The organism is Bacillus sp. SIMBA_031 (assembly GCF_046535225.1).
Taxonomy (GTDB): Bacteria; Bacillota; Bacilli; order Bacillales; family Bacillaceae; genus Bacillus; species Bacillus velezensis.
In genome coordinates this window covers 750,166-766,396 of record NZ_JAWRXC010000001.1, presented here as the reverse complement: position 1 = coordinate 766,396, position 16,231 = coordinate 750,166, and the positions used below count along the sequence as shown (strand labels likewise).

The 16,231-nt window shown below is 46.2% G+C and carries 19 protein-coding genes; all 19 read right to left on the bottom strand.

Annotated features, from left to right (window positions below; all coding sequences use genetic code 11):
• Positions 1-7: 7 nt before the first annotated feature.
• From sigD to swrD, 19 genes are read right to left on the bottom strand one after another with little or no spacing between them, the layout of a single operon-like run.
• Positions 8-772, bottom strand: coding sequence for an RNA polymerase sigma-28 factor SigD (gene sigD, locus SB724_RS03835; RefSeq protein ID WP_003154217.1), 765 nt, complete (start codon positions 770-772; stop codon positions 8-10).
• Positions 773-798: 26 nt separating this feature from the next.
• Positions 799-1,299, bottom strand: a complete 501-nt coding sequence (gene cheD, locus SB724_RS03830; RefSeq protein ID WP_016936101.1) for a chemoreceptor glutamine deamidase CheD — start codon at positions 1,297-1,299, stop codon at positions 799-801.
• Positions 1,296-1,925, bottom strand: a complete 630-nt coding sequence (gene cheC, locus SB724_RS03825; RefSeq protein WP_014417781.1) for a CheY-P phosphatase CheC — start codon at positions 1,923-1,925, stop codon at positions 1,296-1,298. The genes cheD and cheC overlap by 4 nt, the downstream gene beginning before the upstream one ends.
• 15 nt (positions 1,926-1,940) lie before the next feature.
• The gene (gene cheW / locus SB724_RS03820) at positions 1,941-2,414 is read right to left on the bottom strand and encodes a chemotaxis protein CheW (RefSeq protein ID WP_003154225.1); all 474 of its coding nucleotides are present in this window, start codon (positions 2,412-2,414) and stop codon (positions 1,941-1,943) included.
• Positions 2,415-2,436: 22 nt separating this feature from the next.
• Positions 2,437-4,458, bottom strand: a complete 2,022-nt coding sequence (gene cheA / locus SB724_RS03815; protein WP_410570139.1) for a chemotaxis protein CheA — start codon at positions 4,456-4,458, stop codon at positions 2,437-2,439.
• A gap of 5 nt (positions 4,459-4,463) precedes the next feature.
• The gene (locus SB724_RS03810) at positions 4,464-5,531 is read right to left on the bottom strand and encodes a protein-glutamate methylesterase/protein-glutamine glutaminase (protein ID WP_032874916.1); all 1,068 of its coding nucleotides are present in this window, start codon (positions 5,529-5,531) and stop codon (positions 4,464-4,466) included.
• On the bottom strand, positions 5,528-6,421 hold the full coding sequence (locus SB724_RS03805; protein WP_410570137.1) for a MinD/ParA family protein: 894 nt from the start codon (positions 6,419-6,421) through the stop codon (positions 5,528-5,530). The genes SB724_RS03810 and SB724_RS03805 overlap by 4 nt, the downstream gene beginning before the upstream one ends.
• A complete protein-coding gene (gene flhF / locus SB724_RS03800; protein ID WP_410570135.1) occupies positions 6,418-7,509 on the bottom strand; it encodes a flagellar biosynthesis GTPase FlhF in 1,092 nt (363 codons plus the stop codon). Before flhF ends, SB724_RS03805 begins: the two co-directional genes overlap by 4 nt.
• Positions 7,509-9,542 carry a flagellar biosynthesis protein FlhA gene (gene flhA, locus SB724_RS03795; RefSeq protein WP_410570133.1) on the bottom strand — a complete coding sequence of 678 codons (2,034 nt, stop codon included), beginning with the start codon at positions 9,540-9,542 and terminating at the stop codon, positions 7,509-7,511. Before flhA ends, flhF begins: the two co-directional genes overlap by 1 nt.
• A gap of 33 nt (positions 9,543-9,575) precedes the next feature.
• Positions 9,576-10,655 (bottom strand): flagellar biosynthesis protein FlhB, encoded by a 1,080-nt coding sequence (gene flhB, locus SB724_RS03790; RefSeq protein ID WP_410570131.1) that lies wholly within the window; start codon positions 10,653-10,655, stop codon positions 9,576-9,578.
• Positions 10,655-11,434 carry a flagellar biosynthetic protein FliR gene (fliR, locus tag SB724_RS03785; RefSeq protein WP_017417780.1) on the bottom strand — a complete coding sequence of 260 codons (780 nt, stop codon included), beginning with the start codon at positions 11,432-11,434 and terminating at the stop codon, positions 10,655-10,657. The genes flhB and fliR overlap by 1 nt, the downstream gene beginning before the upstream one ends.
• A gap of 6 nt (positions 11,435-11,440) precedes the next feature.
• The gene (fliQ, locus tag SB724_RS03780; RefSeq protein WP_003154234.1) at positions 11,441-11,710 is read right to left on the bottom strand and encodes a flagellar biosynthesis protein FliQ; all 270 of its coding nucleotides are present in this window, start codon (positions 11,708-11,710) and stop codon (positions 11,441-11,443) included.
• A gap of 14 nt (positions 11,711-11,724) precedes the next feature.
• Positions 11,725-12,390 (bottom strand): flagellar type III secretion system pore protein FliP, encoded by a 666-nt coding sequence (gene fliP, locus SB724_RS03775; protein WP_012117556.1) that lies wholly within the window; start codon positions 12,388-12,390, stop codon positions 11,725-11,727.
• The gene (fliZ, locus tag SB724_RS03770; protein ID WP_003154237.1) at positions 12,383-13,036 is read right to left on the bottom strand and encodes a flagella biosynthesis regulatory protein FliZ; all 654 of its coding nucleotides are present in this window, start codon (positions 13,034-13,036) and stop codon (positions 12,383-12,385) included. The genes fliP and fliZ overlap by 8 nt, the downstream gene beginning before the upstream one ends.
• A gap of 14 nt (positions 13,037-13,050) precedes the next feature.
• Positions 13,051-13,413, bottom strand: coding sequence for a chemotaxis protein CheY (gene cheY, locus SB724_RS03765; RefSeq protein ID WP_003154238.1), 363 nt, complete (start codon positions 13,411-13,413; stop codon positions 13,051-13,053).
• 26 nt (positions 13,414-13,439) lie between these two features.
• A complete protein-coding gene (gene fliY / locus SB724_RS03760; RefSeq protein ID WP_265971949.1) occupies positions 13,440-14,576 on the bottom strand; it encodes a flagellar motor switch phosphatase FliY in 1,137 nt (378 codons plus the stop codon).
• Positions 14,566-15,564 carry a flagellar motor switch protein FliM gene (gene fliM, locus SB724_RS03755; RefSeq protein WP_003154240.1) on the bottom strand — a complete coding sequence of 333 codons (999 nt, stop codon included), beginning with the start codon at positions 15,562-15,564 and terminating at the stop codon, positions 14,566-14,568. Before fliM ends, fliY begins: the two co-directional genes overlap by 11 nt.
• 33 nt (positions 15,565-15,597) lie before the next feature.
• Positions 15,598-16,017: a flagellar basal body-associated protein FliL gene (gene fliL, locus SB724_RS03750; RefSeq protein WP_007611437.1), complete on the bottom strand. Its 420-nt coding sequence runs from the start codon at positions 16,015-16,017 to the stop codon at positions 15,598-15,600.
• Positions 16,014-16,229, bottom strand: a complete 216-nt coding sequence (gene swrD, locus SB724_RS03745) for a swarming motility protein SwrD (RefSeq protein WP_003154243.1) — start codon at positions 16,227-16,229, stop codon at positions 16,014-16,016. The genes fliL and swrD overlap by 4 nt, the downstream gene beginning before the upstream one ends.
• Positions 16,230-16,231 lie beyond the last annotated feature (2 nt).

Sequence of the window (16,231 nt, the reverse complement as noted above, 5' to 3'; positions counted from 1 at the left end):
GAGTTCATTATTGAATTACTTTTTCAAGCAGATGCTTTAATTTAAACAGCGCCTTTGAATGAATCTGTGAAATCCGCGACGTCGAAAGGTTCAGGACTTGTCCGATTTCGGTCAAAGTCAGTTCTTCTTTATAGAATAAACTGACGACAAGCTGCTCTTTTTCAGAGAGCTCGTGAATTTTGCCCGCAAGCTGAGCGATCAGCTCGTCCTTCATGATTTTTTCTTCCGGCGGCACATTTTTGTCATCTCTGATCATCACTTGAATATTCTCACCGTCATCCTGGTCGTGAAGCTTTTCATCAATGGATAAGAGATTGGCAAAAAACCCTTCATTCATCGTTGATACTACGTCCTGCTCCGTCATCCCCAGCTCTTCTGCGATCTCTGAAGGCGTCACATTCCGAAGGTAGCGCTGTTCAAGTTTTTCGATCGCCGCTTCGACTTTTTTTGTCTTCTCCCGTGAAGTTCTGGGCAGCCAATCTTCTTTACGCAGCCCGTCGATGATTGCACCGCGAATTCTAAACGAGGCATAGGTATCAAATTTTAAATCCCGGCCGGGGTCAAATTTTTCCAGGGCATCATATAAACCAAGCATACCAAGGCTCATTAGATCGTCTTTATGCACCGATTTCGGCAGTCCGACGGAAATTCTGCCGACATGATATGTGACCAGCGGCATGTAACGGCGCATTAAATCATCACCGGCTTTAGGATCTTTCCACTCTTTCCAGCGCGACCAAAGCACCTGATCTTCATAATTCAAGGATTGCATTGTTATCCCCCTACCTCATACCTTTATTAAATCGTTGTTTCACCTTGTTTAACAGTTCGAATGTGCAGCATGCAGGACTTTGGCTCAAATTCAATCGTCCGGCCGCTTGAGCCGCCCGTATCTTCACTGATGACCGGAATGTTATACAATGAAAGCTGCTCTTTGATGGCCGCTACATTCCTCGGACCGATTTTCATCAGGTCATTTGTCATTTTAAACTTAAACATCTCCGCTCCCCCGGCGAGTTTTGCCTTCAGGGCAAACTTGCGGCAGCCGGCTTTCAAAAGCATATCAATCGTCGTCTTTACGGCGGTGTCCGCGTATTTTGCGCGGTTCAGTTCCGCTGTTTTCGATAAACCGGAATCCGGCAGCATGACGTGAACGAGTCCCGCCGTTTGTTTGTCTTTATCGTATAAAACCAGTCCCACGCATGAACCGAGTCCCGAAGTCCGGATTTTATCCGGATAACGCGCGATTTGAACATCAGCAATCCCCACTTTAACAACTGCGGCTTCCGCACGGCTCATAAAGCCGCACCCAATGAGACGAAGAGCTTTTCAAAAGAATCATAGTCCGGGAGCATAAACATATGGGCTTTGAGCTCCTGCCTGCTGCCTTGGTCAAAAATAGAAGTATCCACGACAATGGCATGCTCTCCGACTTGGCTGAGCTCCATCAGCCCTTCACTGATAACCGCGCCGAACATATCAAGCGAGATTTCCGGCACGCTCGGGTAAATCTCAAGCTTTGTCAAATCAGCCAATGCCGTTAAATAGGAACCTGCTAAAATATTGCCGAACTCATGTAAAGCAGAAGAACTCAAATGATCTTCGCCCAACTGGTCAATATCAAAATCCGGATTTCCGATCAGCTCTCTGATAAACTGTTCCGCCTGATCAAAAGGCATGATGAGAAAGATAGAGCCGGTCATGTCGCCTTCCATTCTTAAAAAGATACTGGCGACCGGCGTTTCAGCCCCGCCGAAAAAATCAGCGAGCTCATCAAATGTCAATAAAGTCGCAAACGGCACTTCCATGTCTATCTTTCTGTTCAGCAGCTGAGCCATTGCAGAAGCCGAGTGACCCGCCCCGATATTTCCGACTTCCCGCAAAATATCCATCTGCTCTTCTTTGATCGCTTCAAACTTACTCATGTTGTCTTTTCCCCTTTAAGCATTAGGCTCTCCGGACGCAGATGCCGAAGCACCTTTATCCAGCACCGCATGCGCATCGATAATATTGAGGAGCCTGTTATCTTGCTTGACGATCTGTTTAATCCACACATCCGTTTCCTTTGTCTGGCTTTCAGGCGCGGATTCGATTTCATTTTCATGCACGGTGATGACGTCATTGGCCTCATCCACGACCCATCCGACATCAGCGTCACGGTAAGAAATGATGATAATCCGAGTCTCTTCTGTGATGTCCTGTTCAGGCTGATTCAGACGTTTTCTTAAATCAAGAACCGGGGTAATCACTCCGCGCAGATTGATAACGCCGCGGATATAAGATTCCACACCCGGGACCCTCGTCGGTTTTTGCCACTTTTCAATTGATTTCACCTGGGAAACTGAGATAGCGTATTCTTTCCCGTTTATCATAAACACAATCATTTTTTCACCTGTTTTGATTTCAGCAGTCATGCGGGCACCTCCTCGTGTCGTTTTAGTAGATCAGCGCATTGCAATCAATAATCAGCGCCACTTCTCCGTTTCCGAGAATCGTAGCGCCGGAAATCGCAAAGACGTTCGTTAAATAGTCGCCGAGTGATTTCAGTACGACTTCCTGCTGTCCGATAAAAGAGTCCACGACAAAAGCAGTGGATTTATCGCCCTTTTTCACAACGATTACATGGAACTGATCGGCATCCTGTTTTGAATCCGTAATGCCGAATTCTTTTTTCAGATAGACGATCGGAACGATTTGGCCTCTGAAATCAATCACTTCTCTGTCATGCGTCTGCAGGATATCTTTCTTATCAATAACAGCCGTCTCTATAATAGAAGAAATCGGTATCGCAAACGTCTCTTCTTCCAGTTTAATGAGAAGAACGGATATAATTGAAAGTGTCAGCGGAAGCTGGATACTGAAAAGAGAACCTTGACCTTCCGCGGATTTGACACTGACAGAGCCGCCGAGTGATTCGAGTTTATTTTTTACGACATCCAGGCCGACGCCCCGCCCTGAAATGTCAGAAATTTGATCGGCAGTCGAGAAGCCCGGAGCAAAAATAAGCTCGTAAATCTCATTATCTTCAAGCGTTTCAGCATCACGTTCGGTGATTACACTCCGCTCGAGCGCTTTTTCAAGAATTTTCTTTCTGTTCAGGCCGGCCCCGTCATCTTCAACCTCAATAAAGACGTGGTTGCCGCTGTGATATGCCTTAAGCACGACATGGCCAGATTCCGGTTTTCCTTTATTCACCCGCACTTCAGGCGATTCAATGCCGTGATCGATGCTGTTTCTGATTAAATGGACAAGCGGATCGCCGATTTCATCAATCACCGTGCGGTCCAGCTCCGTTTCAGCTCCGATGATGGACAATTCGATCTTCTTGTTTAATTCCTTTTGAAGCTGGCGGATCATTCTCGGGAAACGATTAAAGACGGTTTCTACCGGCACCATCCGCATATTAAGAATAATAGACTGAAGGTCGCCCGAGATTCTGGTCAGGCGTTCAACGGTTTCAGTCAGCTCATTGTGGTCAAGCTCCTTGGCGATCTGCTCAAGACGTCCGCGGTCAATGACAAGTTCTTCAAAAAGGTTCATTGAAGAATCCAGTCTTTCAATGTTGACGCGAATCGTTTTCGAGCCGCTGTGATGCTTCGGCTGTTCTTCCGTTTTCGCTTGCGGCTTAGGCTGTTTTTCAGCCTTTTTAACCGGATCTTCCTTCACCGGTTCAGCAGCTTGCGGTTTTTCGGCCGTTTTTAACGGCGCACCGGCAGAAATTTCGACATTCTCCACTTCTGAAATGCCGCTGATGAGTTCTTTAATTTCTTCAGCAGGCTGCTTTGTCAAGAAACACACATGAAAATCCGTTCCGAAATCTTCCGTCTCAAGCACTTCCGCGGCGGGTATCGTTTTTGCGACTTCCCCGGCTTCATTCAGCTTTTCAAATATCATGTACACGCGCACGGCTTTGAGCATACAGCTTTCATTCAGGGAAACCGTTATTTCATAGCGGCTGAATCCTTGCTCTTCCGCCTCTTCAATAACAGTCCGTTCGAACTCATCATAATTCCATTCAGTTGAAGCCTGTTGTTTTGAAGCCGGCGGTTCTGCTGTTTCGGCTGAAGCCGCAGTCTCATGCACCACCGCATTTACGTCGAGCTTCGCACTCACTTCAGAAATATCACGTTTGCCGTCTCCTCCGTCAATAATGGACTGCACCATCTCTTCAAGATGATCAAGCGCTTCAAACAGCACGTCCAGCCAATCCGATGTAACGGGCATTTCTCCATTGCGGATAGCGTCCAGCACATTTTCCATCAGGTGGGTTAAATGCGCCAGATCTGTATATCCCATCGTTGCGCTCATGCCTTTCAGCGTATGGGCAGCTCTGAAGATGTCATGCACAAGCTGAAGGTCTGCCGGATCTTTTTCCAACAGCAGCAGCTTTTCGTTACATGTCTGTAAGTGCTCTTTACTTTCATCAATAAAGACATCTAAATATTGATTCATATCCAATTGATTCACACCCTCTCTTTTTTCACACATCCGGTGATGGATGCCGCGATATCTTCCACATGTTTAATCTCATGAATGAGGCCCGCCTTTATCGCTGACTTCGGCATTCCGAACACAACACAGGATTCGTCCGATTCCGCAATCGTTTTAACGCCGCCTGTTCTGAGCATTTCTTTTAAGCCCTCGGTTCCGTCGCTGCCCATGCCTGTCATAATGACGGCCACCTTTTCGTAATCGGATAAGCGGCTTGCCGACCGAAACAAATAATCGGCTGACGGTTTATGCCGGCTTTCCGTATCATGAACGTCAAGAATGATGCGGAGCCTTCCGCCTTCCTCTGCAACCGTCATATTTTTTCCGCCGGGCGCGATGTACACCCATCCGTCTTTCGCTTCTTCACCGTTTTCCGCTTCTTTGACCTGAATATCTGACAAATGGTTGAGTCTGTCTGCAAGTGAAGCGGTGAAGCCTTCAGGCATGTGCTGAACGACAAATACAGGCGCCTTTAAATCCTTCGGCAGTTTCGGAATCACCTTTTGCAGAGCCCGCGGTCCGCCAGTAGAGGTCGCGATGAATACGGCCTGCTTGGCGGATTTTGCTTTCGGTCTTTCAAATCCCGCCAAAGCCGGACGTTCCGGGATAGAAGACTCTTTCACTGCCGCCTCAGGTTTTTGTGCGCGGGACAGCCCGGCTGCAATCACCCTCTCAATCAGCTGCTCTTTAATTTTATAAAGATCAAGTGAAATCGCTCCGGAAGGCTTGGTGATAAAATCAAAAGCGCCCATTTCCAGACAGTTGATCGTTCGGTCCTTCCCTTGCTGTGTCTGGCTCGATACCATGATTACGGGAAGTTTATATATGCTGATGATCTTCCGCAATGTATCCGTTCCGTTCATGACCGGCATTTCAATATCAAGCGTGACAACATCCGGTTTAAGGAGCTCTATTTTCTTCAGCGCCTCTTCCCCGTTTCTGGCTGTCCCGATGACTTCTATCTGCACTTCCGCAGCCAGAAAATCGGTAATCATCTTTCTCATAAAAGCTGAGTCATCAACGACAAGCACACGAATCACTGTAAAGTCCTCCTCAATAAAAAAGAAGATAATCTCTCAATAAATGCCGGTTTCTCTTCTCTTGGTTTGTTTTCTTCCGTTTGAAACAAGACATCCGTCAGAAGACGGACGGACCTGCTGGCTTTTGCTTGAGGACTTTTTATTAAAAAAGGCACCTGGTCAATGACGGCTTGACTTACTAGCGGGTCATCGGGTATGGAGCCGGCGAAACGCACCCCTGCGCCTAAAAACGTGTGAATCGCATGAGAAAGGCGGTTGTACGTGTCCAGCGCCTGTTTTTGGGCGCGGGCGCGATTGACGGCAATGTTTACGGTCAGCCGTTCATCCGCGAGCAAAAGATGTTTGATCGCGCTGTAGGCATCCATAATGGCCGTCGGCTCAGGCGTTGTCACGGCGAGAATGTCTTCCGCCGATAAAATAAACGGCAGCTGTTCTTTTGAAAGTCCCGCTCCCATATCAAACAGAACGTAATCAAAATCGTTTAATACAGCGGAAAGACCATTCATAAAAGCCGTCCACTTCTCTCCGTCTGCTTGATAGATCGCCTCAAGCCCCGTTCCGCCGGATATGTAGCGAAGGCCTTTCGGACCGGAGGAAAGTGATTGAGCCAACGCGTGCCGATTCTCCATCACATCAATAATGGTGCGGGAAGAAGCAGCGCCGATCAGCACACCAATGTTGCCCATTCCGATGTCAAGATCAATGATGAGTGCTTTTTTTCCTTTTTCCTGCAGGGCAACTGCCATGTTTAATGTTAAATTAGATTTTCCGACGCCGCCTTTACCGCTGATGACGGCTAATGTCTTCGCTTTTTTCTCATAAAGCTCCGGCTTGATCATTTGCCGCTCTCTCATTTTCTTTCTTAATGACTCTGCCTGATCGGGTTTCATGTCAAAAGCATCCTTACAAACTCTTTTGGTGAAGCCGATAGGATGTCTTCAGGCACATCCTGTCCATTTGTCAAATAGGCGGCGCCGATTCTTGATTCCGACAGCACTTGAAACACGGAGCCGAGTGAGGCGGTTTCATCCGTTTTCGTGAAAATGAATTGATTGACCGGCACACCTGAAAACTGTTTCAGCACCTGTTTCATATCTTCATATTTTGCAGATGCCGATAATACGAGAAAGGATTGTAAGCCTGATTCAAACGGAATCATCTCTTGTAATTCCGTAATATACTGCTCTTCTTTAAAGTTTCTACCGGCTGTATCAATGAAAACGTGGTCATATTCAGCGAATTTTTCCAGTGCCTTCAGACATTCTTCCTTTGAATAGCATACTTCAAGAGGAGCCTGCAGCAGCTCCGCATATGTCTTCAGCTGCTCGACCGCGGCAATCCGGTAAGTATCCGTCGTCATAAAGGCAATTTTTTTATGCTCTGTCAGCATTGATGAGGCCGCGAGTTTCGCAAGTGTAGTCGTTTTGCCGGCCCCGGTTGAACCGAAAAGCACGACGTATTTTGATTGAATCCCTTCCTGCCACCTGTCTGCCGAAGGGAGTTTTTTCACTAACAAATCCTGCAGTTTTGAGCTGACATTATCTTCAGTTAAATCTCCGGAAACAATTGAAGAACGGAGCAATTCACTGAGTACGGCGTTTTGCGTATGATCAGGAAGCCCGGCTTGCTTCAATAGTCTCTCGGCTTTTTTTAATGGTTCAGGGAGCACTTCTTTAAAATGCGCCAGTTCGCCGGAAATGCTTTGATCCGGAAGACGCGGCGGCTGAACAGGCTCAGCTTTCTCCGCCGTTTCCGTCTTTTTCATTTCTTCAGCGGCAGCCGGCGGCGTTTTTCTCGCTTTCCTGACGTCACGATCTAAAACCGCTATCACTTCGACGGCCTGCTGCGACCGCAGCCCCAGCCATTTTCGTTTCTTTACTTGTTTGGAATGTAAAATAACGGCATCATTGCCGAGTTCCTTTTTGATTTGCTTCGCGGCATCCTGCATTGAAGCGGCTGTAAATTTTTTTATTTTCATTAAATATCCACCACTCCAATGCTCTGTACTTCAACATTTGCTTCCAGCTCATTATAAGAAAGAACCGGAAGATCAGGGAAATACCGTTCTAACAGCTGTTTTACATACATTCTGACAGCAGGCGAGCAAAGAAGAATCGCCGACTCCTGTCGGATGGAAAGCTGCTCGGCTTCTTTAGCGACAGAACGGATGATGCTGTCTGAAACCTCAGGGTCGAGTGACAGGTAATTGCCCTGTTCAGTCTGCTGAACCCCGTCTGCAATCGCTTTTTCCACCCGGCCTGAGCATGTGATGACCTTCAGCGTTTCATGCTCTCTCGCATATTGTGCCGTGATTTGTTTGGCAAGCGACTGTCTCGCGTATTCTGTCAAAAGATCTGAATCTGTCGTTAATCTTCCGTAATCGGCAAGAGTTTCAAAAATGGTCACCAAGTTTCTGATTGAAACTTTTTCTCTCAGCAATTTGGCAAGCACTTTTTGAATATCGCCGACAGAAAGAGGGTTTGGCGTGACTTCCTCAACAAGCACAGGATAATTTTCCTTCAGATGATCGATCAGCTGCTTTGTTTCCTGTCTGCCGACCAGTTCATGGGCATGCTGCTTAATTTTTTCTGTAATATGCGTAGATACGACTGACGCCGGATCAACAACTGTATACCCCAGCATGTCCGCTTCATCTTTTGCAGCTTCGCTGATCCATTTTGCGGGAAGTCCGAACGACGGCTCTATCGTTTCAATTCCTTCAATGACGTCATCTTCAGGCGTCGGTGACATCGCTAAGTAATGATCCAGCAGGAGCTCTCCTTTAGCGACTTCATTGCCTTTAATTTTCAATCTGTATTCATTCGGCTGGAGCGCGATGTTATCCCTGATGCGCACAACCGGAATGACAAGTCCCAATTCAAGCGCAAGCTGACGTCTGATCATGACGATGCGGTCAAGAAGATCACCGCCCTGCCCCGCGTCTGCAAGCGGCACGAGTCCGTATCCGAACTCAAATTCAATCGGATCAATATGTAAAAGCTGCACGACGCTTTCCGGGCTTTTCAGTTCATCCGCCTGAGCCTCTTCTTCAAGAATTTCTTCCTCTTCTTCGCTCGGCTTATCCGTTTTGGACAGCGTATAAGCGCCGAATGCAAGCAGACCGGCGATCGGCCCCGTCAGCAGAATGCCGATCGGTGTAAGAAGACCGAGCAAAAGTACAGTTCCCGCGGCTACATATAAGAGCTTCGGATAAGCAAACAGCTGGCCTGTAATATCATGACCGAGGTTTCCTTCAGATGCCGCTCTCGTCACGACAATCCCCGTAGCCGTTGAAATGAGCAAGGCCGGCATTTGAGAAACGATACCGTCACCGACCGTCAGCATTGTAAAGTGAGACGCAGCTTCTTGTATGCTCATCCCCTGCTGCAGCATGCCGATTACAATTCCGAAAATAATATTGATCATCACGATGATGATACCCGCGATGGCATCCCCTTTGACGAATTTGCTCGCACCGTCCATGGCGCCGTAAAAATCCGCTTCCCGGGCGACTTTTTCACGTCTGTGCTTTGCATCCTGCTCCGTAATCATGCCGGCATTTAAATCCGCGTCAATACTCATTTGCTTTCCGGGCATCGCATCGAGCGTAAATCTCGCCGCCACTTCCGATACCCGCTCGGCGCCTTTTGTAATGACGATAAACTGAATAATAATCAAGATAATGAAGACAACAAGCCCTACCAGCACATTTCCGCCAACAACGAAATTCCCGAATGTCTCAACAACCTTTCCCCCTTCTCCGTGAGAAAGAATCGAACGTGTCGTCGACACATTGAGCGAAAGCCGAAACAGCGTCAATAACAGCAGCAATGACGGGAATATCGAGAATTGCAGCGGTTCTTGCATATTCATTGTGGTGAGAAGCACGATCAACGCAAGAGAGATATTAATGATGATCAAAATACTTAACAACCATGGAGGGAATGGAATCACCAGCATTGCCACAATGAGGACAACACTTATTAAAACCGATAAATCTCTTGTTGACATGCTGTTTTTCTCTCCTTTTGAATCTGAAATTCACTATACTTTTTGTTTCGTTTTATATACATAAGCCAAAATTTCCGCAATGACTTTAAAAAACTCTTCCGGCACAGCCTGATCAATGTCAACCTGATCATATAACGCACGCGCGAGCGGTCTGTTTTCAATCGTCATGACATCGTGTTCTTTGGCGATCTGCCTGATTTTTAATGCGAGATGGTCGACCCCTTTTGCAACAATGTAAGGAGCGTCCATTTTCTTTTCATCATATTTTAAAGCTATCGCATAATGGGTCGGGTTGGTAATGATGACATCCGCTTTCGGCACTTCCTGCATCATCCGCCTCATCGCCATTTCCCGCTGCTTCTGCTTAATTTTGGACTTGATAATCGGATCACCCTCCGATTTTTTGTATTCATCTTTTATATCCTGCTTTGACATTCTGATATTTTTCTCATAGTCAAAACGCTGATATAAATAATCAAGCCCGGCCAGGAGCATTAAAGCCCCTGATCCCGCAAGCCCCATCCAAAGCGTGAGCTTAGAAACGAAAGTGAGCACTTCCGCAGGCGTTAAAAGCGGAAGGCGGAGAATATCGCCATAATGAAGCCAGAGCACCATAAAGGCGGCAAAACCGACCACGGTAATCTTCAAAATGGATTTGACCAGTTCAACAATCGCCCTCATGCTGTAAATCCGCTTAAATCCTTTCAGCGGGCTGAGCTTATTCAAGTCAGGCTTGAGGACTTCCGCAGAAAACAGAAAACCCACCTGCATGTAATTGCTCACGACACCTGCCACAAGTGCGACCAGCATAACCGGCGCGAGGATAAGGCTGATATCTTTCACCGTATCCACGAACAGTTCATGCACGGCAGATGCTGACAGATGTAATGTTATCGATTTCGTATAAAACGTTTTAATAAAGGACAGCAGCCTGTCCCGCATATAAGGACCGAGCGCGATCAGCGATAGAAAGATAATCAGTAAGGAAACGGCTGTATTCACATCCGTACTTTTCGCGACCTGTCCTTTCTTTCTTGTATCCTTCCGTTTTTTCGGAGTGGCTTTCTCCGTTTTTTCACCGGCAAAGAATTGCAGATTCAGTCTGAGTCTCATCATGTCACACCGACCAATGCCAATAGATTCCGCATGGTTTCAACGGTAAGGCTGAAGATGTTGCGGACGACGACAAACATCACCGACATACAAACGATCAGCATAATAAAGCTCACGGCTATTTTCAGAGGAAGCCCGACAACGAAAACATTCAGCTGCGGCACCGTTCTCGCCACAATGCCGAGCGCCAAATCAACTAAAAACAGACTGGCCACAACCGGCGCAGACATTTGAAAAGCGATAATAAACATGGCATTGAAGCTTTTTGCGATAAAAAGTCCAAAGTGATCATTTCCAAACGACGGAAATGCCTGATCAAGCGGGATATACTGAAAGCTGTAATAAATCCCGTCCAATAAAAGATAATGGGCGTTTACGCTGAGCATAAATAACAGCGCCAGCGTATAAACGAATTGTCCGATCAGCGGGCTTTGCGTTCCTGATTGCGGATCAATGACATTGGCGATGGAAAAGCCCATCTGAAAATCAATAAAGGAACCCGCTATCTGAATGGCTGTCATCATCATGAAAGCAATCAGCCCGAGGCTCAAGCCCACAACGGCCTCTTTTATGACAAGCAGCATATACTGTTCCCCTATTTCTATTTCCGGCGCATGTTTCAGCGTGCTGAAGCAGATCACCGAAAGAAAAAAAGCAAAGCCGATTCGGTGAACCGCCGGCAGATTCCGATGCCCGAACACCGGCACCGTTACAAAAAAAGCAGAGATTCTGATAAAGACCAATAAAAAAGCGGGAAATAAATCAATGATGGAATTCATTTGATTCTACCCTGCAAATCGGTTCAGATGAGAGAACAGATCAGTTGTGAACGAAAGAATCGTCGACAGCATCCAAGGACCGAAAAAGATCAGTCCAAGCATCACCGCCACGATTTTCGGAATGAACGCAAGCGTCTGTTCCTGGATTTGAGTTGTCGCTTGAAAGATACTGACGAGCAAACCGACGATCAGCGCGATCGCAAGCAGCGGCCCGCTGATCATTAGTGTTACATATACGGCTTTTTCCGCCATGGAAATTACAAATTCTGAACTCACAATTAGCACCTACCCTAAAAGCTGTCAAGCAAAGATTTCACGATTAAATACCATCCATCGACCAAAACGAAAAGCAATATTTTAAAGGGCAGAGAGATCATAACCGGCGGTAGCATCATCATTCCCATTGACATTAAGACGCTCGCCACGACCATATCGATAATTAAAAACGGAATAAAAATCATAAAGCCCATTTGAAAAGCGGTTTTGAGTTCTGATATCGCATAAGCGGGCACCATCGTCGTCAAAGGAATATCCTGAATCGATTCAGGTTTTTTCATTTTGGCATAGTTCATAAACAGCGCCAGATCCTTCTGCCTTGTATGCTTGCTCATATACTCTTTAATCGGCTTCTCGGCTTTTGTATATGCTTCATCGAGACTGATTTTGTTGTCCATCAGCGGCGTTAAGGCTTCCTTATTAATCTCTGAAAAAGTCGGCGCCATAATAAAAAACGTCAAGAACAGCGCAAGGCCGATTAAAACCTGATTGGGAGGCATGTTCTGCGTCGCCAGTGAGGTTCTTACAAAAGACAGGACGATGACGATTCTCGTAAAGCAGGTCATCAAAATCAGAATCCCCGGCGCCACTGAAAAGACAGTCAAAAGCAGCAGTAATTTAACAGTGGAGCTGACTTCGGTCGGACTGTTTGAATTAAAAAGATTAATAAATTCATTCATGATGATAAGGGCCTTTCTTCTTTCCTTCAGAACGGCTTTGTTTCAGCTCGTTCAGCTGTTCTTTCAGCGCTTTCGAAAACGACGGAAGCATCGTTTGCGGCTTTTTTTCTCCATCCTTACGCGGATTTACGAGCTTGGTCCATTCCACTTTTGAAGACATCGACTCTTCGTATTGGCTCAGAATCGCCTCGCGCTCTTTTTCATCTTCAATTTCTTTTAAAAGCTGTATCGTTTCGCCCACACCGACTACGAGAACGCTGTTTCCCACTTTAATCAGCTGCACGGAACGGTTTTGGCCGACTGACGTTCCGCCGATATTTTCTACATATTGAAACGGCTTCAGCAGACGGTTTCTTCTATTCATCAGTTTGACAAATCCATAGATCAGCAGAATGACGAATAATAACGCCCCAATCATCTTTACAAAATCAAAAGCGGAGACAGAAGATGCAGAAGCATCCCCTATCTCTTGATCAGCCGTTTGTTTCGATGTATCGCTTTTTTTCTCTGTTTTGTTTGTTGATTGTTTGTCAAACCATTCGTTGACGGTGGAATTGTCAGACTCCGCCGCAAAAGCAGGGAACGGATGTACATTGAGTAAAACGAAACAACAAATCAAAGCTAGTAAACCATGACTCTTTTTCAACAGTCGTACACCCTTTAGCTTAATGTTTTATTAATGGCTTCAAGCACGCGGTCCGCTTGGAACGGTTTCACGATAAAGTCTTTTGCGCCGGCTTGAATCGCGTCAATAACCATTGACTGCTGGCCCATAGCCGAACACATGATGATTTTCGCCTGCGGATCGATTTGTTTAATTTCCTTTAAAGCTGTAATCCCATCCATTTCAGGCATTGTAATATCCATTGTCACAAGGTCGGGGGAATGCTCTTTGAATTTTTCGACTGCCTGCGCTCCGTCTGAAGCTTCAGCTACAACGTCAAAACCGTTCTTCACTAAAATATCTTTGATCATCATTCTCATAAATGCTGCATCGTCTACAATTAAAATTCTGTGTGCCATAATCTGTTTCTCTCCTCTATGTTCGCTTATTTTAAATTGTTAAGGCGGTCTGCCTGACTTAAAATATCAGTGACTCTCACGCCGAAGTTTTCTTCTATGACAACGACCTCGCCCTTTGCCACGATCCGCTGGTTGACCAGGATGTCAACAGGTTCACCAGCCAGCTTGTCAAGCTCAATAATGCTTCCCGCAGAAAGTTCAAGGATTTCTTTGACGCTTCTCTTCGTTCTGCCGAGCTCAACCGTAACGGAAAGCGGAATATCCATCAGCATATCAAGGTTATTCCTTGATCCTTGCGCCGCTTCGTTATGATCAAACGCCTGGAATTCTACCGGAGCGACTTGAACAGGAGCAGCTTTTTTGGCGGTTCCCTGTCTCTTCGGAAGCTCAGGTTTTGCCTGCGGCTCCGGCTGCATGGCAGGTTCCAGCTGCGGCGTTTCGTATGTTTGCTGAGGTTCTGATACGGTTTCTGCGGCCTCTGACTCATGCTGGTCTGCAGTCATCAGGTCTGCGATCAGATCTTTCGCAAACGTAATCGGATAAAGCTGCATGATGCTCGAATCGATTAATTCGCCGACTTTCAGACGGAATGACACTTTTACGAGCAGGTCATCCTCAGGTATTCTGTCGGTCCCTTTTTCTTCCGTCACATCCAGAAGTTCAACCCTTGGCGGAGAAATGTCAATCTTTTTACTGAATACGGTCGACATTGACGTAGCAGCCGAGCCCATCATTTGATTCATTGCTTCCTGCACGGCGCTCAGGTGGATTTCACCGAGTGACGGATCGGCGCCCCGGCCGTCCCCGCCGATCATCAAATCCGCGATGATGGCCGCGTCGCTTTGTTCGACGACGAGCAAATTGCTGCCGTCAAAGCCTTCTGTGTAGTTCACTTCAATGGCAACATACGGATGAGGAAATTCATCACTGATTTTGCTTTTTGAAATGACGGTCACACTCGGCGTCGTAATGTCCACTTTTTGATTTAAAAGAGTGGACAGCGCCGTAGCCGAGCTGCCGAACGAAATATTCCCGATTTCTCCGATCGCATCGCGCTCAAGTTCAGACAAGTTCGCCCCTTGAGGCTGTTCTGTATCCTCTGATTGACTGTTTGTGCCGTTAAGAAGAGCATCGATTTCATCTTGAGATAATCTATTGTTCATCTTGTTCACCTCTTATGTCGTGATCTAAAATTTGCACTGCCTGTCTTCGATTCACCCGGCCGGCCTGCCCTAAAAACTTCGGTTTGTTTCCGACCAATACAGTAAGAGGATCAGTCACTGATTTGTCCAGAGTTATACAGTCCCCGACTTCCAAACTTAAAAATTCTTCTATTGTCAGTTCAGAAGCGCCCAAGAGAGCCACAACGGGAATTTGAGCCGTCATGATGCGCTTTTCAAGCAACTTCGTTTCTTCGGGCTTCGCTTCATTCCGGTCTGATTGCATCCAATAATGTACGGAAAGCTTAGGGATAATCGGCTCAAGTACGACATGGGGAATACAAAGATTAATGACACCGCTGATTTCACCTATCTGTGTATTGAGAGAAATGACAACGACTGTTTCATTTGGGGAAACCATCTGTACAAACTGAGGATTCACTTCAAATTCAGTCATTTCAGGGTCAATATCAGCAATCGATTGCCAAGCTTCTTTGTAGTTGCCCAGTGCATTTTCAAATAAGTTAGAAATAATATTCGTTTCAATTTCCGTAAGGCTGTCAGCTTTGTTATGAGTGATGCCGATGCCTCCCATGACGCGGTCAAGCATTGCGTATGCGATGGTGGGATTAACCTCCATCATGATTCTGCCTTCCATCGGATGAACATCGAATAAATTTAAAATCGTCATGTTCGGTATGGAACGGATAAATTCTTCATACGGCACCTGGTCAACTGAGCTGACGGATATATGAATATACGTTCTGAGCTTGGCGGAAAAGTGTGTTGTGAGAAGCCTCGCAAAGTTATCATGTATCCGGGTTAAACTGCGTATCTGATCTTTCGAGAATCTGAGAGCCCGTTTAAAATCATATACCTTTACTTTTTTCTCTTTAACTTCCTTTTTCAGCTCTTCCGCATCCGCCTCACCCGTGGAAATGGCGGAAAGCAGTGCGTCTATTTCATTTTGGGAGAGAACTTCTCCTGACATTTTCTTCACCTCCGTATTCTGTCAAATTTGTTTTTATTGCAGATTAAAGGAGGTAATGTACACTTTCTGAACTTTTCCTTCTTGGAGATAGCTGTTTACTTTCTCTTTTAATGATTGTTTAAACGCTTCTCTTCCTTTATCTCCCTCAATCTCTCCGGCGCTTGTGTCAGCTAAAATGGAAATGATGTTGTCTTTCACCTGAAAATCGCGTTTTTCAAGTTCTTCCTTCGCTTTAGCCGAGTCGGTTTCAAGCTTGATGCCGATACGGATGATGCTGTCAGACTTTAAGTTTGTCGTGATATCGTCGACAGACACAGTGGCTGCAACGACTTCGTCAATTGTCGGCTTTTTATCTTTGTCGGAATTTCCGCTGACGACAAAATATGCTGCCGTTCCGAGGCCGGCGATGACAATTAAAATAATCAGCAAAATGATGACTAATTTTTTCTTCATTCTTCTTCCTCTATTCCCTGATCCAGTGAAAATATTTGTATGCTATGGTAAAACGATATGACTTTTTTGAGAACTGCTTCTTCCGGTTCTTTCACTACGAACTTTTTGCCGTTGGACAGTGTAATCGTCGTGTCGGGGAAGCACTCAATCTGTTCGATAAACAGCGCGTTCAGCGTAAAAGGCTGGCCGTTTAAACGGGTGACTTGAATCATGC

What these genes read in the sequence shown, in the direction of transcription:
- sigD (WP_003154217.1), bottom strand. Translation starts at nt 772, where the DNA reads ATGCAATCCTTGAATTATGAAGATCAGGTGCTTTGGTCGCGCTGGAAA.
- cheD (WP_016936101.1), bottom strand. Translation starts at nt 1,299, where the DNA reads ATGAGCCGTGCGGAAGCCGCAGTTGTTAAAGTGGGGATTGCTGATGTT.
- cheC (WP_014417781.1), bottom strand. Translation starts at nt 1,925, where the DNA reads ATGAGTAAGTTTGAAGCGATCAAAGAAGAGCAGATGGATATTTTGCGG.
- cheW (WP_003154225.1), bottom strand. Translation starts at nt 2,414, where the DNA reads ATGACTGCTGAAATCAAAACAGGTGAAAAAATGATTGTGTTTATGATA.
- SB724_RS03805 (WP_410570137.1), bottom strand. Translation starts at nt 6,421, where the DNA reads ATGAAACCCGATCAGGCAGAGTCATTAAGAAAGAAAATGAGAGAGCGG.
- flhF (WP_410570135.1), bottom strand. Translation starts at nt 7,509, where the DNA reads ATGAAAATAAAAAAATTTACAGCCGCTTCAATGCAGGATGCCGCGAAG.
- flhA (WP_410570133.1), bottom strand. Translation starts at nt 9,542, where the DNA reads ATGTCAACAAGAGATTTATCGGTTTTAATAAGTGTTGTCCTCATTGTG.
- flhB (WP_410570131.1), bottom strand. Translation starts at nt 10,655, where the DNA reads ATGAGACTCAGACTGAATCTGCAATTCTTTGCCGGTGAAAAAACGGAG.
- fliR (WP_017417780.1), bottom strand. Translation starts at nt 11,434, where the DNA reads ATGAATTCCATCATTGATTTATTTCCCGCTTTTTTATTGGTCTTTATC.
- fliP (WP_012117556.1), bottom strand. Translation starts at nt 12,390, where the DNA reads ATGAATGAATTTATTAATCTTTTTAATTCAAACAGTCCGACCGAAGTC.
- cheY (WP_003154238.1), bottom strand. Translation starts at nt 13,413, where the DNA reads ATGGCACACAGAATTTTAATTGTAGACGATGCAGCATTTATGAGAATG.
- fliY (WP_265971949.1), bottom strand. Translation starts at nt 14,576, where the DNA reads ATGAACAATAGATTATCTCAAGATGAAATCGATGCTCTTCTTAACGGC.
- fliM (WP_003154240.1), bottom strand. Translation starts at nt 15,564, where the DNA reads ATGTCAGGAGAAGTTCTCTCCCAAAATGAAATAGACGCACTGCTTTCC.
- fliL (WP_007611437.1), bottom strand. Translation starts at nt 16,017, where the DNA reads ATGAAGAAAAAATTAGTCATCATTTTGCTGATTATTTTAATTGTCATC.
- swrD (WP_003154243.1), bottom strand. Translation starts at nt 16,229, where the DNA reads ATGATTCAAGTCACCCGTTTAAACGGCCAGCCTTTTACGCTGAACGCG.